Below are 16469 nucleotides of genomic sequence, written 5' to 3'. Positions count from 1 at the left end.
CCTCACGCGGCGCGAATGGCGCGTTGAGCACAATGGGTTGCGAATAAATAGCTGAAATCGGCATGGCGGCTAGCTTAGCGGATGCAAGCGGCCTCGCACACCCGGGGCGGTCAAACCTTGGCGACAGCCGGCGTGGTTTTACTGCGCGGACGCAATTGGGCGGCGGCCATGGTCGGGTCGGTCACGCCGGTTTCGGCACGCATGCCGGCAGCGAGAAATGGCACCATCAGGCGCATGACCTGTTCGATGGAGGTGTTGACGCCGAAATCGGTCTCGGCAATAGCCCGCAATGCCTTGATCCCGGACATGCTGAACGCTGCGGCACCGAGCATGAAGTGCACGCGCCAGAACAGTTCGATGGGCGGAATGCGCGGGGCGGCCTCGTTGACCAGCAACATATAGCGACGAAATACCTTGCCGTACATGTCTTCCAGATAACGCCGCAAGTGACCCTGGCTCTGGCTGAACGCCAGGCCCAGCAGCCGCATGAAGATCGACAGGTCGTTGCCGCTGCGCGGTTGAACCACCAGGGCTTGTTCAACCAGGATTTCCAGCAGGTCTTCGAGGGTAGGCTTGTGATCAGCCTTGGCCTGGCGGCGCTCCAGCTCACGGTCGAGGCTGGCGCAGAACGGCCCAAGGAAGCGTGAGAACACCGCCTGGATCAGGGCCTTTTTCGAGCCGAAATGGTAATTCACTGCAGCGAGGTTGACCCCAGCCTTGCTGGTAATCAGCCGCAATGAAGTTTCAGCAAATCCTTTTTCCGCGAACAATTGCTCGGCAGCATCGAGAATGCGTTCAACGGTTTCCGACTGGGCCATGGCTACTCCGCCTGACAAACACTTGTTTGAAACATACGTTTCAGATTGTGTCTTGTCAAGCCTGCGGGTTCGCTTTCCGGCCGGGCAGTCATGTCTTTCATCGCTATTTAATCACATCCCTATCGGTCTGTAGGCAGCGCTATCTCTGCTTTGTAGGAAGCATGTCCGATGACCGTCCAGCGGAGTGATAGAAAAGGATGATTGCCAAGCGCAGTCCACTGTATATAATCCCAGTCACTGTATAAAAAGACAGAGCGATCAACATGCTAAAACTGACGCCACGCCAAGCTGAGATTCTGGCTTTTATCAAGCGCTGCCTCGATGACAACGGCTACCCGCCGACACGAGCGGAAATTGCGCTGGAACTGGGGTTCAAGTCCCCCAACGCCGCCGAAGAACACCTTAAGGCCCTCGCTCGCAAAGGCGCGATCGAGATGACCCCCGGTGCCTCGCGCGGTATTCGTATCCCTGGCTTCGAAGCCAAGGCCGACGAATCGACCCTGCCGATCATCGGTCGCGTCGCCGCCGGCGCGCCAATCCTGGCGCAGCAGCACGTCGAGGAATCCTGCAACATCAACCCGACCTTCTTCCATCCTCGCGCCGATTACCTGTTGCGGGTCCATGGCATGAGCATGAAGGACGTGGGCATCTTCGACGGCGACCTGCTGGCCGTTCACACCACCCGCGAAGCCCGTAATGGCCAGATCGTCGTCGCCCGTATCGGCGATGAAGTCACCGTCAAACGCTTCAAGCGCGAAGGCAGCAAGGTCTGGCTCCTGGCCGAGAACCCTGAGTTCGCCCCGATTGAAGTGAACCTGAAAGATCAGGACCTGGTGATTGAAGGCTTGAGCGTCGGCGTCATTCGCCGCTAAAGGAGGCATCATGCAGCTCATTCACACCCCACAACACACACAACTGTCGCTGTTCGAGGCCTTCATGGCCCAACCCCTTGCGCCCATCCTCAAGGAAACGGTCGAGGCGCCTTGGAGCGCAGAGCCTGAGGCGTTCAGTGAATTGTCGTTGCGCGGTGCGGCGGGGAGTTGCCTGAGCCTGCTGGCACCGATCCTGCGCGAATTGAGCGAAGAGCAGGATGCCCGCTGGCTGACGCTGATCGCTCCGCCGGCCAGCCTGACCCAGGCCTGGTTGCGGGACGCCGGCCTCAACCGCGAGCGCATCCTGTTACTGCAACCGCGCGGTGCGCAAAGTGCCCAGCAGTTGACCTGCGAAGCCTTGCGCCTGGGCCGTAGCCATACGGTGGTGAGCTGGTTGAATCCGTTGAACGCTACCGCCAAGCAACAGTTGATCAGTGCGGCACGCGTTGGCGATGCGCAGAGCTTGAATATTCGACTGGGATAAAACCACAGGCCTGGCCTGTGGAGATCGGGCTTACTGTGGCGAGCGAGCCTGCTCGCGCTGGGCTGGGCTGCGAAGCAGTCCCAAAACCAGGCATCGTGGTTTGCCTGATGTACCGCATCAATCTAGTTAGGGCCGCTTCGCAGCCCGGCGCGGGCGGTGCGACGATTCCACAAGCCCGATCACTACAACTCAGTGAAGCACCCGCGGCCCATCTTCTTTCTCCGGTTCACCTTCAGCCAAGCGACCTGCCATCTGTACACCCACGCTCAACATGGCTTTAGCCACTTCCACATGCTGGCCCTGCAGGAACACCTTGGCGTCCTCGGAAAAATCCAGAATAACCAGAGAACCTTCGTCCTCAGCCCGGCGCAGCTCGATTCGGCCGTCAGGCAACTCAACAATTTCCAGAAAGGACGTCGGCATAAAAGTCTGTTCTCCACGAAAGACGGGAATTATATCAGTCATCCACCCAACCCCGCTGACGATCTGGACAGGTTTCTTTACGGCTTGATGAACGGTGCGCAGCTGACTCGATTCGAATGTGGGAACGGCGGTTCAACGCTCCCATATTTTGATCGGCATACTTCAGCAACGTCCTCTCAGCACTCGTTCAGGCCTTCGCGATAGCGCAGCGCCAGTTTTTTCAGCTCCTGGCGCCAGCCTTCCAACTCTTCCCGGCTCAACGGCTTGGGTTCGTCGTCTTCAACCGCCACTGCCACGATCAGCGGCTGGGTCACGTCACCCTTGGGCACGTGGGGAACACGCGGCGGCTGGAACATGTCGGCATGCGCCTTGAGCAAACGCGCGATCCAGCTGTCGGGGCTTTGCGCCATTTCCACCAGCTCAGCCAGTTCAGGGATCGCCATTGTGTCGAGCACGTCGCGGTTAATGATCATTTCTGCGCGCGGCGAACCGGCCTGGGGCAGACGGTAAAACCCGGCGATTTCATGGCACAGCCCCAACAAGGCACCGTAAAGGTGGAACAACGCGGCTTCACGCCCCGCCTGAACGAGCGCAATGGCATTCATCTCCTTCCCTTCCTCGGCGCGGCCAAGGGCTTCCAGGGACAAACCCGCAAAGTAAATTTTCTGATTGGTACGGGTATAGAGTTCGTTGGCCATGCGGCAGTCTCCACAACGAATAAGCGTGATGCTGGCTTAACAGTGTTACGGATCAGCCGAGCGCACTGCAAGCGCAAAAAAAAGGCCGCCTGTGCAGGCGGCCTTGGTATTTAGCGGATCAGTCGATCAAGCGCCCTGGCGCTTGTCTTCGACCTTCCACTTGCCGCCGTCGTAGAACGCTTTCCAGCCGGTAGGCTTGCCGTCCACTTCCGACTGCACATACTGCTCCTTGGTCTTGCGGCTGTAGCGGATCACGGCTGGGCGACCATCCGGGTCCTTCTTCGGCGCTTCACACAGGAAGTGGTACTTAGGGTCGATCTCATCCTTGTGCGGCACAATTTCCAGCACCAGCGGCGCACGGGTCTCGCGGTTTTTCGGGAACTGGCTGGCAGCCAGGAACAGCCCCGAAGCGCCGTCACGCAGGATGTAGGTGTCGTTGACCTTCTCGCACTTGAGCTCAGGCATCTTCACCGGGTCCATCTTCGGCGGCGCCGCGTCACCGCTTTTCAGCAGTTTGCGGGTGTTCTTACAGGTCGGGTTGGTGCAACCGAAGAACTTGCCGAAACGGCCGGTCTTGAGCTGCATCTCGCTGCCGCACTTGTCGCATTCCAGGCTCGGACCCTCGTAGCCCTTGATGCGGTAAGTGCCCTCTTCGATCTCGTAGCCGTTGCAATCCGGGTTGTTACCGCAGATGTGCAGCTTGTGCTTTTCGTCCAGCAGGTAGGCGTCCATCGCCGTGCTGCAGATCGGGCAACGGTGCTTGCCACGCAGTACCAACGACTCGGATTCACCCTCATCGTCGGCCGCGATTTCATCACCTGGTACCAGGTTAACGGTGGCCTTGCAGCGTTCTTTCGGCGGCAGGCTGTAGCCCGAGCAACCGAGGAACACGCCGGTGGACGCCGTACGAATTTGCATCGGGCGGCCGCAGGTCAGGCACGGGATGTCGGTCATCACCGGCTGGTTGGCGCGCATGCCGCTCTCAGGGCTTTCTGCTACTTCAAGCTTCTTCTTGAAGTCGCCGTAAAACTCGTCCAGCACATTTTTCCAGTCGCGCTCGCCCTGGGCCACGTCATCGAGGTTCTCTTCCATGCCGGCGGTGAAGCCATAGTCCATGAGGTTCGAGAAGCTCTCGGACAGGCGCTCAGTGACGATATCGCCCATCTTTTCCGAGTAGAAACGACGGTTATGCAGCGCAACGTAGCCACGGTCCTGGATGGTCGAGATGATCGCTGCATAGGTCGAAGGACGACCGATACCGCGCTTCTCCATCTCCTTCACCAGGCTGGCTTCCGAATAACGCGCCGGCGGCTTGGTGAAGTGCTGGGACGGGTCGAGCTTGATCAGCTTCAGCGTATCGCCCTGAGCCATATCCGGCAGCACATCGTCATCGCCAGGCTTGGCGATCTGCGGCATTACACGGGTATAGCCGTCGAACTTGAGGATACGCCCCTTGGCACGCAGCTCGAAGTCACCAGCGCCCACGCTCACGGTGGTGGACAGGTATTGCGCCGGCAGCATCTGGCACGCCAGGAACTGGCGCCAGATCAGCTCGTAGAGGCGCTCAGCGTCACGCTCCATGCCGCTCAGCTTGCTTGGCTCAGTGTTGGCGTCGGAAGGACGAATCGCTTCGTGAGCCTCCTGTGCGCCTTCCTTGCTGCTGTAGACGTTCGGCTTCTCCGGCAGGTACTTCTTGCCGAACTCCGTTTCAATATAAGTACGCGCCATCGCCACCGCGTCTTGCGACAGGTTGGTGGAGTCCGTACGCATATAAGTGATGTAGCCGGCTTCGTACAGACGCTGGGCCATCATCATGGTTTTCTTCACACCAAAGCCCAGGCGGTTGCTCGCGGCCTGCTGCAGGGTGGAGGTGATGAACGGTGCCGACGGCTTGCTGCTGGTCGGTTTGTCTTCACGCTTGACGATGCTGTAGCTGGAAGCCTTGAGCTTTTCCAGCGCGGCCATGGCCTGGGCTTCGTTCAGCGGCTTGAAGGCCTCGCCTTTCTCACGGGCCACTTCAAAGCGCACATTGGCGCCCTTGGCGGTGCCGAGGTCGGCGTGGACTTCCCAGTACTCTTCGGGGTTGAACGCACGGATCTCGCGCTCACGCTCCACCACCAGCTTTACCGCAACCGATTGCACACGGCCAGCGGACAAGCCACGGGCGATCTTGGCCCACAACAGCGGCGAGACCATGTAACCCACGACGCGGTCGAGGAAACGACGCGCTTGCTGGGCGTTGACACGGTCGATATCCAGCTCGCCCGGCTTGGAGAAGGCTTCCTGGATGGCTTTCTTGGTGATTTCGTTGAACACCACGCGCTTGTAGCGGCTGTCATCACCGCCGATGGCTTCCCGCAGGTGCCAGGCAATGGCTTCCCCTTCGCGGTCCAAGTCCGTCGCGAGATAGATGGTGTCAGCATCCTTGGCGAGCCGGCGCAGCTCCTCAATGACCTTTTCCTTGCCCGGAAGGATTTCGTACTTGGCCTTCCAGCCATGATCCGGGTCCACACCCATGCGCGAGACCAGCTGCTTGCGCGCTTTCTCTTTAGGCGTGAGCACCGGACCTTCGCCCGCGGCCGCCTTGCCGCGCTTGGCGGCAGGCTCCTTGCTGGCGCTAGCCGAACCGCTGGTGGGCAGGTCTCGGATATGGCCGATACTCGACTTCACCACGTACTCGTTGCCCAAGTACTTGTTGATGGTCTTGGCCTTAGCCGGGGATTCCACAATGACCAGCGATTTGCCCATGGATCGGAAAATTCCTGAATTCGAGAAGAGAAAGGCAGTTGGCGCCTGTCGCGGCAACGCTATATATAGTGGCAACAAGATGAGGTCAAGCGCAGCATTCTGCGCGACCTGCCGTTATTGCCCGGAAAAAAGACTCGGTTCGGCCTGGACCAAAGCAAAGCGCGGGACCTGCTCGCCGTCAACTTCGACGCTCTCCAGGAACATGCTCAATGGGCGCACCCAAAAGCCGTAATCGCCATACAGTGCTTGGTAAAACACCACTTCTTCTTCAGTCTCGGAATGCCGTGCCACGTTAAAAACACGGTACTGCGGACCTTTATAATGTTGGTAGAGCCCTGGTTCGACTTTCATGCTCTGGCCCTCTTACAAAATGTGTTGAAAAAAAATATTAAAAATTCCAAAAAACAAAAACCGGGGCACTGGGCCCCGGCTTCCGTCAACCCAACGCTTAAACGCGTTCGAAGACGGTCGAAATGCCTTGGCCGAGACCAATGCACATGGTTGCAACCCCGAGGTTGCCGCCATTTTGCTTCATCACGTTAAGCAAAGTGCCGGAGATACGCGCACCGGAGCAACCGAATGGGTGGCCCAGGGCAATCGCACCGCCGTGCAGGTTAACCTTCTCGTTCATCTTGTCGAGCACTTTCAAATCTTTCAGCACTGGCAGGGCCTGTGCGGCGAAAGCTTCATTGAGCTCGAAGAAGTCGATATCGGAGATAGTCAGGCCCGCGCGCTTCAAGGCTTTTTGTGTGGCCGGTACTGGACCATAGCCCATGATCGCCGGGTCCACACCCGCCACTGCCATCGAACGGATCACCGCCAGCGGCTGGATACCCAGGTCCTGGGCACGCTGCGCCGACATCACGATCATGCACGAAGCGCCGTCGGTGATTTGCGACGACGTACCGGCTGTCACGGTGCCGCCCTTTGGATTGAAGGCAGGCTTGAGGGCCGCCAGGCTTTCCAGGGTGGTGTCCGGACGAATGGTTTCGTCGTAGTCGAACAATTTCAGGAAACCGTTCTCGTCATAGCCGTTCATCGGGATGATTTCATCCTTGAACTTGCCTTCCACGGTCGCCTTGTGGGCGAGTTGGTGGGAGCGCAGGCCGAACGCGTCCTGGGCTTCACGGGTAATGCCGTGCATTTTGCCAAGCATTTCCGCAGTCAAACCCATCATGCCCGAGGCTTTTGCTGCGTACAGCGACATGTGCGGGTTAGGGTCGACGCCGTGCATCATGCTGACGTGGCCCATGTGCTCCACGCCACCGACCACGAACACATCACCGTTGCCGGTCATGATTGCCTGGGCGGCAGTGTGCAGCGCGCTCATCGACGAGCCACACAGGCGGCTCACGGTCTGGCCGGCCGCGGTGTGCGGGATCTGGGTCATCAGCGACGCCATGCGCGCGATGTTCCAGCCCTGCTCCAGGGTCTGGTTGACGCAGCCCCAGATCACGTCTTCGACTTCGCTCGGGTCAACCTTGACGTTACGTTCCAGCAATTTACTGATCAGGTGCGCCGACATGTCTTCGGCACGGGTGTTGCGGTGCATGCCGCCCTTGGAGCGGCCCATCGGCGTGCGACCGAAGTCGACAATCACCACGTCTCTTGGATTCAAGCTCATAAATATTCTCGCTCTAGTCGTCTGGGCGCTTAACCGAAGAAGCTCTGGCCATTTTTGGCCATTTCACGCAGCTTCGCGGTCGGGTGGTACAGCGGGCCCAAATCAGCGTATTGATCAGCCAGGGCAACGAACTCGGCCACACCGATCGAGTCGATGTAACGCAGCGCACCACCACGGAATGGAGGGAAACCAATACCGTACACCAGGCCCATATCGGCTTCGGCGGCGGTTTCGACGATGCCATCTTCCAGGCAACGCACGGTTTCCAGGCACAGGGCGATCATCATCCAGTTGATGATGTCTTCGTCGGACACCTCACGCTGTTCGTAGATGACCGGAGCCAGCACTTCGTGCACCGACGGGTCGGCCACTTTCTTCTGCTTGCCCTTCTTGTCGGCCTCGTAGGCGTAGAAGCCCTTGCCGTTCTTCTGGCCCAGGCGCTTGGCTTCGTAGAGCGCGTCGATCGCCGAACGGCGGTCGTCTTTCATGCGGTCCGGGAAGCCTTCAGCCATGACGTCGCGACCGTGGTGGCCGGTGTCGATACCGACCACGTCCATCAGGTACGCCGGACCCATCGGCCAGCCAAATTTTTCCATGACTTTGTCGATGCGCACAAAGTCCACCCCGGCGCTGACCAGCTTGGCGAAACCACCGAAGTACGGGAACAGCACGCGGTTGACCAGGAAGCCCGGGCAGTCATTGACCACGATCGGGTTCTTGCCCATTTTCTTGGCGTAGGCAACGGTGGTGGCAACAGCCTGCTCGCTGGACTTCTCGCCACGGATCACTTCGACCAGCGGCATCATGTGCACCGGGTTGAAGAAGTGCATGCCGACGAAGTTTTCCGGACGCTTGAGGGCCTTGGCCAACAAGCTGATGGAAATAGTCGAGGTGTTCGACGCCAGGATAGTGTCGTCCTTAACCTGGGCTTCGACTTCAGCCAGTACCGCTTGCTTGACCTTCGGGTTCTCGACAACGGCTTCGACCACCAGGTCGACATGGCCGAAATCGCCGTAGGACAGCGTAGGACGAATGCCGTTAAGCACTTCAGCCATCTTCGCTGCGGTCATGCGACCTTTGTCCACGCGGCCGACCAGCAGCTTGGCGGCTTCCGCCAGGCCTTGCTCGATGCCGTGCTCGTTGATGTCTTTCATCAGGATCGGCGTGCCTTTGGACGCCGATTGATAGGCGATACCGCCGCCCATGATACCGGCGCCGAGTACGGCAGCCTGTTTCACGTCCTTGGCGATTTCGTCGTAGGCCTTGGCCTTTTTCTTCAGTTCCTGATCGTTCAGGAACAAGCCGATCAGGCTCTGGGCCGCCGAGGTTTTCGCCAGTTTGACGAAGCCAGCGGCTTCCACTTCCAGGGCTTTGTCGCGACCGAAGTTCGCGGCTTTCTGGATGGTCTTGATCGCTTCAACCGGCGCCGGGTAGTTCGGGCCGGCCTGGCCAGCCACAAAACCTTTGGCGGTTTCGAACGACATCATTTGTTCGATGGCGTTGAGCTTGAGTTTTTCCAGCTTCGGCTGACGCTTGGCCTTGTAGTCAAACTCGCCACTGATGGCGCCCTTGATCAGGTTCAGTGCAGCTTCGGCCAGTTTGTCCGGGGCGACCACGGCATCGACGGCACCGACTTTCAGCGCGTCTTCAGCACGGTTTTCCTTGCCGGCGGCGATCCACTCGATGGCGTTGTCGGCACCGATCAGGCGCGGCAAGCGCACGGTGCCGCCGAAACCTGGGTAGATGCCCAGTTTGACTTCAGGCAGGCCGATTTTGGCGGTAGCAGACATGACGCGGAAGTCCGCAGCCAGGCACATTTCCAGGCCACCGCCCAACGCGATGCCATTGATGGCGGCGACGGTCGGTACGTTGAGGTCTTCGAAATCGCTGAAAATCTTGTTGGCTTCGAGGTTGCCAGCCACCAGCTCGGCATCGGGCAGCTTGAAGTTGTCGACGAATTCGGTGATGTCAGCGCCGACGATGAACACGTCCTTGCCGCTGGAGACGATCACGCCTTTGATCGATGCATCAGCCTTGATGGCGTCTACGGCCTGACGCAGTTCGTTCAGGGTTAGACGGTTGAACTTGTTGACGGACTCACCCTTGAGGTCGAATTTCAATTCGACGATGCCACTTTCAAGAGCCTTAACCGTGATGGCTTTACCTTCGTAAATCATCAACTGATCTCCACGATATGGAAGCTGAACAGTACACATTGAACGCTGGCCTCTGGTGGGACATTGATGATTTCGTCAATGTTCACGCCAATCCGCCAGGCACACCCGCCAATGCGATAGTCGGGATTCTGTATGAGTCGTCTGACAGACAAACGCTCAATTCATACGCCCGTTTGATTTGGGTACGCCACCTTCATCCAATTCCGGGCAATTGTCAATCGCTCGAAAGGCTAGGGAAAACGCGACTTTCCAGTCATTTCAGAACCCGAGTCATACGCCCGCGACCCGTCAATATTCAGCTATTCACTGAATCAATAATAGAAAACATTCGGGAAAAGGCTGTACAGAACGGGATATGCCGCTAGGCTAGCGACAACCGTAACGCGTCTGGATGAACATCCGACGCGGGAAACACAGATTACCGGCCTGCCTGGCCAACTCCAGCCCGATGATATGTCGGGCTTTTTATGGCCTGCTGTTTATCAGGCCAGGGCTCTAAGCAGCGTATCGATATCCTTCAGGACGCTCGCCTCGCCCTTCTCGCCCCAATACAAGGCGATCATTTGCTTGTCGGCCTCGATCTTGTAGACGTTGTCCGGCAGCGTCGCAAAATACGGCAACAACTTTTCATCGACGCACACTTCACGCCATTGATTTACCCATACCCCCGGCTCCAACTGCCAATAGCTCCAGAGCGCCGGCGTGCTGCCGCGCCGTGGCCGGCAATACTGCGCGCACGGGCTCGGTGGCTCATGCTTGAGCCAGTGCGGCCACTCCTGGGGCGACAGTTGCATGGCCAGGCCGATGCGGCGCGCCTCCATGCGCAGGGCCATGCGCCCACTCTGATGGCGCGACGGGCGCAGCCATGCCAGAGGGCTCAGAACCACCACAAGGATTGACACCACTATCCAGACCGTCATATGTGTACTCCCGAATTTCTAGATGAGCGGATTTGATCTGACGCAACCGCATCCGCTTGAAAGCAGCCATACTGAATTTATTGCAGTCCCTTGGAGGAACGCCTCATGCCCTACACACATATTCTGGTCGCTGTCGATCTGACCGAAGAGTGCGATCCGGTGATCAAGCGCGCGCAGGAATCGGCATTGGCCAATGGCGCCATACTGTCGCTGGTGCATATCGTCGAGCCCATGGCCATGGCCTTTGGCGGTGACGTGCCGATGGACCTTTCCCAGTTGCAGCAACAACAATTTGACCAGGCCAAGGAGCGCCTGGACCGTTTGATTCTCAAATACCCGCATCTGAAAAAGGAAGACTGCCACCTGACATACGGCCAACCGCGCCAGGAAATCCACCACTTGGCCAAGGAAAAGGCTTGCGACTTGATCGTGGTGGGTAGCCATGGTCGTCACGGTTTGGCGTTGCTGCTGGGTTCTACTGCCAATGATGTGCTGCACGGCGCGCCGTGCGATGTACTGGCGGTGAAACTGGTGAAATCCTCTTAAGTACAACGCAGATCAAATGTGGGAGCGGGCTTGCTCGCGAAAGCAGTCTTTCAGTTAACGCATCTGTCGACTGATCTACCGCTTTCGCGAGCAAGCCCGCTCCCACATTTTCTGATCGCATTGTCATATAAAAAACCCGGCGCTCATGAAAATGAACACCGGGTTTTTTAATGCATTGGAATCACTCAGGCATCCAGCTCAGCCCAACGCTCGACCAACACCTCCAGCTCTTGGTTCAAGGTTTCCAGGGAAGCGATGACCTTGGCAGTTTCCGCCGCCGGGCGCAGGTAGAAACCGGCGTCAGCCATTTCCGCTTCTACTGCGGCAATCTGCTTTTCCTTGGCTTCGATATCCGCTGGCAAGGCTTCCAACTCACGCTGCAGTTTGTAGCTGAGCTTTTTCTTGGCAGCCGGTGCGGCTTCCTGAGCGGGTGCAGCAGCGGCCACCGGAGCAACGACGGCAGAGGTCAAGTCGGCCTTGCCGGACTTGCTCTCGGTCACGCCCAACAGACGCGGCGAACCGCCCTGGCGCAGCCAATCCTGGTAACCACCGACGTATTCACGCACCTTGCCTTCACCTTCGAAGACCAGGGTGCTGGTGACCACGTTGTCGAGGAATGCCCGGTCGTGGCTCACCATCAGCACGGTGCCGTTGAAGGTCAGCAGCACTTCTTCCAACAGTTCGAGGGTTTCCACATCGAGGTCGTTGGTCGGTTCGTCGAGTACCAGCAGGTTGGCCGGCTTGCTGAACAGCTTGGCAAGCAGCAGGCGCGCACGCTCACCACCGGACAAGGCTTTCACCGGCGTACGCGCACGTTGCGGGCTGAACAGGAAGTCGCCCAGGTAACTGAGTACGTGGCGGCTCTGGCCGTCGATGTCGATAAAGTCGCGACCTTCGGCGACGTTGTCGATCACGGTTTTTTCCAGGTCCAACTGGTGGCGCAACTGGTCGAAGTAGGCCACGTCGATGCGTGTGCCCTCTTCCACGCTGCCGCTGGTCGGCTGCAGACCATTGAGCATCAACTTGAGCAAGGTGGTCTTGCCGGTACCGTTGGCACCCAGCAGACCGATACGGTCGCCGCGCGCCAGGACCATCGAGAAGTCCTTGATCAGGAACGGGCCGCCCGGGTGCGCGAAGCTCACGTTATCGAGGACCATTACCTGCTTGCCCGACTTGTCGGCGGTGTCCAGCTGGATGTTGGCCTTGCCGGTGCGCTCACGACGCTCGCTGCGCTCAACGCGCAGGGCTTTGAGGGCGCGTACGCGGCCCTCGTTACGGGTGCGGCGCGCCTTGATGCCCTGGCGAATCCAGACTTCTTCCTGGGCCAGTTTTTTGTCGAACAGCGCGTTGGCGGTTTCTTCAGCCGCCAGAGAGGCCTCTTTGTGCACCAGGAAGCTGGCGTAGTCGCCGTTCCAGTCGATCAGGCCGCCACGGTCCAGTTCGAGGATGCGCGTGGCCAGACTCTGCAGGAAGGCACGGTCGTGCGTGATAAACAGCACGGCGCCCTGGAAATCCTTGATGGCTTCTTCCAGCCAGGCGATGGCGCCGATGTCCAGGTGGTTGGTCGGTTCGTCGAGCAGCAGCAGGTCCGGCTCGGACACCAGGGCCTGGGCCAGCAACACGCGACGACGCCAGCCGCCGGACAATTCGGCGAGGGTCTTGTCGGCCGGCAGTTGCAGGCGGCTCAAGGTGCTGTCGACCAGTTGCTGCAAGCGCCAGCCGTCACGGGCTTCGAGGTCTTGCTGGACGTGCATCAGCTTGTCCAGGTCTTCTTCGGTGACACAGTTCTGCGCCAGGTGATGGTATTGCGCGAGCAACTCGCCCACGCCATCCAGGCCTTCGGCAACCACGTCGAACACTGTCCGTCCGTCGGCCACCGGCAATTCTTGCGGCAATTCGCCAATCTTGAGGCCCGGAGCGCGCCAAACAGAGCCGTCATCGGGCTTCTGGTCGCCTTTTACCAGCTTCATCATGCTGGATTTGCCGGTGCCGTTGCGGCCGATGATGCACACCCGCTCACCACGGGCGATCTGCCAGGACACCTTGTCCAACAACGGCATAGCGCCGAAAGCAAGGGACACATCGCTGAATTTGAGCAGGGTCATACGCTTCTCCAAAAACTGGGCGCGCATTCTACCTGAGTTGAGGGTGGGATGCGGCTGGCATTTTCGCTGCCGACACGTTCTGTAGGACATTTCCAACGAACTTGAACCAACCGGCCGGCAAAGCTTTCACCGGTCGCGGGCAAAAGGCTAAGCTAGGGGCAATCAGTGTCGGCGATGCCGGTGCTAGTCGTGATTTCTCTGCACGGACGTCTCATGCGCAGTCGCCTTTTCAACTTTTTATCTTGTCTGCTTCTTTCCGCCACCGCCGTTCAATCCGCCCAGGCCGTGGACCTCACCACCCAACGTCAATATTACGATGAAGCCAAACGCGCCCTGGCCAAGGGTGATACCGGCCCCTACATGCAATACAGCCAGGCCCTGGCCGACTATCCGTTGACGCCGTACCTGGCCTACGACGAACTGACCGCCCGCCTGAAAACCGCGAGCAACCAGGAAATCGAACAGTTCCTTGCCAAAAACGGCGACCTGCCCCAGGCCAACTGGATGAAGCTGCGCTGGTTGCGTTGGTTGGCCGAACGTGGCGACTGGCAGACGTTTGAAAAGTACTACGACGCCAAGCTCAATTTTGTCGAACTGGACTGCCTGCACGGCCAGTACCAGCTCACCCACAATCTGAAAGCCGAAGGCTACAAGACTGCCGAAAAACTCTGGATGACCGGCAAGTCCCAACCCGCGGCCTGCGATGTCACCTTCGGCCAATGGGCGGCTGACGGCCAACTCACCGAACAGAAAATCTGGGACCGCGCCAAGCTCGCCGCCGAAGCGCGCAACTACGCACTGGCCAACAGCCTGGTGAAAACCCTGCCCACCCTCGGCGCCCAAGGCCGCTTGATGGTGGATGTGGCGCAAAAGCCCGACATGCTCAGCGACCCATCACGCTTCCTGCCGGCCACCGAGGCCATGTCTGATGCCGTGGGGCTGGGCCTGCGACGCCTGGCACGCCAGGATCCGGACAAGGCCATGGCCCTGCTCGACGGCTACGCCAGCAGCATGCACTTCTCCCGTGACGAAAAAGTGTCGATTGCCCGAGAGATCGGCCTCACCCTGGCCAAGCGCTTCGACCCACGTGCGCTTGAAGTCATGACCAAGTACGACCCTGAGTTGCGCGACAACACCGTCTCAGAATGGCGCCTGCGCCTGCTGTTGCGCCTGGCCCGCTGGGAAGATGCCTACCAGTTGACTCGCAAACTCCCACAAGACTTGGCGACCACCAACCGCTGGCGCTACTGGCAGGCCCGTAGCCTGGAGCTGGCCGAGCCGAAAAACCCGCAAGCGCTGGTCTTGTACAAGAACCTGTCGCGCGAGCGGGATTTCTACGGTTTTCTCGCCGCTGACCGCTCCAAGGCGCCCTACCAGCTGAACAACAAGCCGCTGGTGATGAGCCAGGCGCTGGTGAACAAGGTGCGCAACACGCCTGGCGTGCGCCGTGCCCTGGAGTTCTATGCGCGCGGCCAGATCGTCGATGGCCGCCGCGAGTGGTACCACGTCAGCCGTCACTTCAACCGTGACGAAATGGTCGCCCAGGCCAAGCTGGCCTACGACATGAAGTGGTACTTCCCGGCCATCCGTACCATCAGCCAGGCGCAGTACTGGGACGACCTGGACATCCGCTTCCCGATGGCCCACCGCGACACCCTGGTGCGTGAAGCCAAGGTACGCGGCCTGCATTCGAGCTGGATATTCGCGATCACTCGCCAGGAAAGCGCCTTCATGGATGACGCCCGCTCCGGCGTCGGCGCCAGCGGCCTGATGCAACTGATGCCCGGCACCGCCAAGGAAACGGCGCGCAAGTTCAGCATCCCGCTGGCCTCACCGGCCCAGGTGCTGGACCCGGACAAAAACATCCAGCTCGGCGCGGCTTACCTGAGCCAGGTGCACAGCCAGTTCAACGGCAACCGCGTCCTCGCCTCCGCCGCCTACAACGCCGGCCCTGGCCGTGTGCGCCAATGGCTGCGCGGTGCCGATCACTTGAGCTTCGACGTGTGGGTAGAAAGCATCCCGTTCGACGAAACCCGCCAGTATGTACAGAACGTGCTGTCTTATTCGGTGATCTACGGGCAGAAGCTCAACTCACCACAGCCGCTGGTGGATTGGCATGAGCGGTATTTTGATGATCAATGACCGGTAATGCCGGTCAGGTAGGCGCTGTCGAGTAAAACGAGGCTGCGCGCTTTTTGCCCGCCACAATGAAAATGCCCGCATTGAGAGATGCGGGCATTTTTTATGGGGCCGCCGGGCGCTCGCTTTGCACCGCTTCAGCCAAAGCCAGGCTCAACGCCTGCAGCATGAACTCAACGAAAGGGGTTGCCTCCGCCCGCTGGTCGGCTGCCGACAACGCGGCATAGTAGGCATCCTGCTGTTCACGAATCACCGCTTCCACCGGTAGGTAAGCCAATACAGGGCGCCACTGGCTGAGGATCAGGGTTTGCCAGAGACGACCCATTCGCCCATTTCCGTCTGCAAAAGGATGGATAAATTCGAACTCGTAATGGAATACGCAACTGGCGATCAACGGGTGCCAATCCGAAACCGTCAACCATTGCAACAAATCGTCCATTAGATGCGTTACACGGCTTGCGGGCGGAGCCATGTGAACCAGTTGCTCGCCGCGATAGATACCAACACCCGCCTGTCGAAACCGACCAGCATCGTCAATCAATCCAAACATGAGCAGCTCGTGTGCCTTAAGCAGGTCCACACGATCACCGGGAATCCACTGCGGCATGGCCTCGTAAGCAGCAAATGCATTACGTACTTCCTGGATTTCTCGCGGTAAGCCCAGCACTCGCTTACCTTCCAGAACTGCGGTTACTTGTTCGACGCTGAGCGTGTTGTTCTCGATCGCCAGCGAAGCCTGAATGGTGCGAATCCGATTACCACGCCTTAACTGAGGCGTCTGACGGCTATCGTCGCCGACTGAGAGTTGACCAATCTGCTCACTGATATCGGCCACCAGGGCCAGCATCTTTGTGGTCAGGGTCAGCGGAGGTTGATAACGGCTCATGTCCTCATCCAGTTCCATAGCGAAAGACC

General features: G+C 59.1%; 13 protein-coding genes and 1 pseudogene. 4 read left to right on the top strand and 10 right to left on the bottom strand.

Going from position 1 to position 16469, the window contains the following annotated elements; all coding sequences use genetic code 11:
- Nucleotides 1–110: 110 nt before the first annotated feature.
- The gene (locus tag AB4O35_RS13655) at nucleotides 111–818 is read right to left on the bottom strand and encodes a TetR/AcrR family transcriptional regulator (RefSeq protein ID WP_065874839.1); all 708 of its coding nucleotides are present in this window, start codon (nucleotides 816–818) and stop codon (nucleotides 111–113) included.
- A gap of 263 nt (nucleotides 819–1081) precedes the next feature.
- On the opposite strand from AB4O35_RS13655, the gene lexA reads away from it, so the two are divergent.
- Both lexA and sulA read left to right on the top strand, forming a co-directional pair.
- Nucleotides 1082–1690 carry a transcriptional repressor LexA gene (gene lexA / locus AB4O35_RS13650; RefSeq protein ID WP_003172575.1) on the top strand — a complete coding sequence of 203 codons (609 nt, stop codon included), beginning with the start codon at nucleotides 1082–1084 and terminating at the stop codon, nucleotides 1688–1690.
- Nucleotides 1691–1700: 10 nt separating this feature from the next.
- A complete protein-coding gene (gene sulA / locus AB4O35_RS13645; protein WP_065874838.1) occupies nucleotides 1701–2174 on the top strand; it encodes an SOS-induced cell division inhibitor SulA in 474 nt (157 codons plus the stop codon).
- A 189-nt stretch (nucleotides 2175–2363) separates the two neighbouring features.
- Here sulA and AB4O35_RS13640 read toward each other — a convergent pair whose 3' ends face one another.
- The 7 genes from AB4O35_RS13640 to AB4O35_RS13610 form a co-directional block, all read right to left on the bottom strand.
- Nucleotides 2364–2597, bottom strand: a complete 234-nt coding sequence (locus tag AB4O35_RS13640; protein WP_010212068.1) for a hypothetical protein — start codon at nucleotides 2595–2597, stop codon at nucleotides 2364–2366.
- A 176-nt stretch (nucleotides 2598–2773) separates the two neighbouring features.
- Entirely contained in the window at nucleotides 2774–3295 is a 522-nt protein-coding gene (locus AB4O35_RS13635; protein ID WP_065874837.1) for a DUF6586 family protein, read from the bottom strand.
- Nucleotides 3296–3421: 126 nt separating this feature from the next.
- Complete coding sequence (gene topA / locus AB4O35_RS13630; RefSeq protein WP_065874836.1) at nucleotides 3422–6043, bottom strand: type I DNA topoisomerase; 2622 nt, start codon at nucleotides 6041–6043, stop codon at nucleotides 3422–3424.
- A gap of 114 nt (nucleotides 6044–6157) precedes the next feature.
- Nucleotides 6158–6394, bottom strand: coding sequence for a DUF1653 domain-containing protein (locus AB4O35_RS13625; RefSeq protein WP_010563748.1), 237 nt, complete (start codon nucleotides 6392–6394; stop codon nucleotides 6158–6160).
- Nucleotides 6395–6491: 97 nt separating this feature from the next.
- The gene (gene fadA, locus AB4O35_RS13620) at nucleotides 6492–7667 is read right to left on the bottom strand and encodes an acetyl-CoA C-acyltransferase FadA (RefSeq protein ID WP_065874835.1); all 1176 of its coding nucleotides are present in this window, start codon (nucleotides 7665–7667) and stop codon (nucleotides 6492–6494) included.
- Between the two features lie 29 nt (nucleotides 7668–7696).
- On the bottom strand, nucleotides 7697–9844 hold the full coding sequence (gene fadB / locus AB4O35_RS13615) for a fatty acid oxidation complex subunit alpha FadB (RefSeq protein WP_065889479.1): 2148 nt from the start codon (nucleotides 9842–9844) through the stop codon (nucleotides 7697–7699).
- A gap of 482 nt (nucleotides 9845–10326) precedes the next feature.
- Complete coding sequence (locus AB4O35_RS13610) at nucleotides 10327–10764, bottom strand: hypothetical protein (RefSeq protein ID WP_049709432.1); 438 nt, start codon at nucleotides 10762–10764, stop codon at nucleotides 10327–10329.
- 105 nt (nucleotides 10765–10869) lie between these two features.
- Between AB4O35_RS13610 and AB4O35_RS13605 the strand changes: the two genes are divergently transcribed.
- Entirely contained in the window at nucleotides 10870–11310 is a 441-nt protein-coding gene (locus tag AB4O35_RS13605) for a universal stress protein (RefSeq protein ID WP_065874832.1), read from the top strand.
- Between the two features lie 185 nt (nucleotides 11311–11495).
- Here AB4O35_RS13605 and AB4O35_RS13600 read toward each other — a convergent pair whose 3' ends face one another.
- A complete protein-coding gene (locus AB4O35_RS13600; protein WP_065874831.1) occupies nucleotides 11496–13415 on the bottom strand; it encodes an ATP-binding cassette domain-containing protein in 1920 nt (639 codons plus the stop codon).
- A 213-nt stretch (nucleotides 13416–13628) separates the two neighbouring features.
- On the opposite strand from AB4O35_RS13600, the gene AB4O35_RS13595 reads away from it, so the two are divergent.
- Nucleotides 13629–15557 carry a transglycosylase SLT domain-containing protein gene (locus AB4O35_RS13595; RefSeq protein ID WP_065910449.1) on the top strand — a complete coding sequence of 643 codons (1929 nt, stop codon included), beginning with the start codon at nucleotides 13629–13631 and terminating at the stop codon, nucleotides 15555–15557.
- Nucleotides 15558–15675: 118 nt separating this feature from the next.
- Here AB4O35_RS13595 and AB4O35_RS13590 read toward each other — a convergent pair.
- Nucleotides 15676–16440: pseudogene (locus AB4O35_RS13590) on the bottom strand (Fic family protein); the annotation flags it as partial.
- Nucleotides 16441–16469 lie beyond the last annotated feature (29 nt).

Source organism: Pseudomonas sp. H1_A03, from assembly GCF_054685145.1.
The sequence above is the reverse complement of the archived record's forward strand: the minus strand, read 5'-3'. Positions and strand labels throughout refer to the sequence as shown.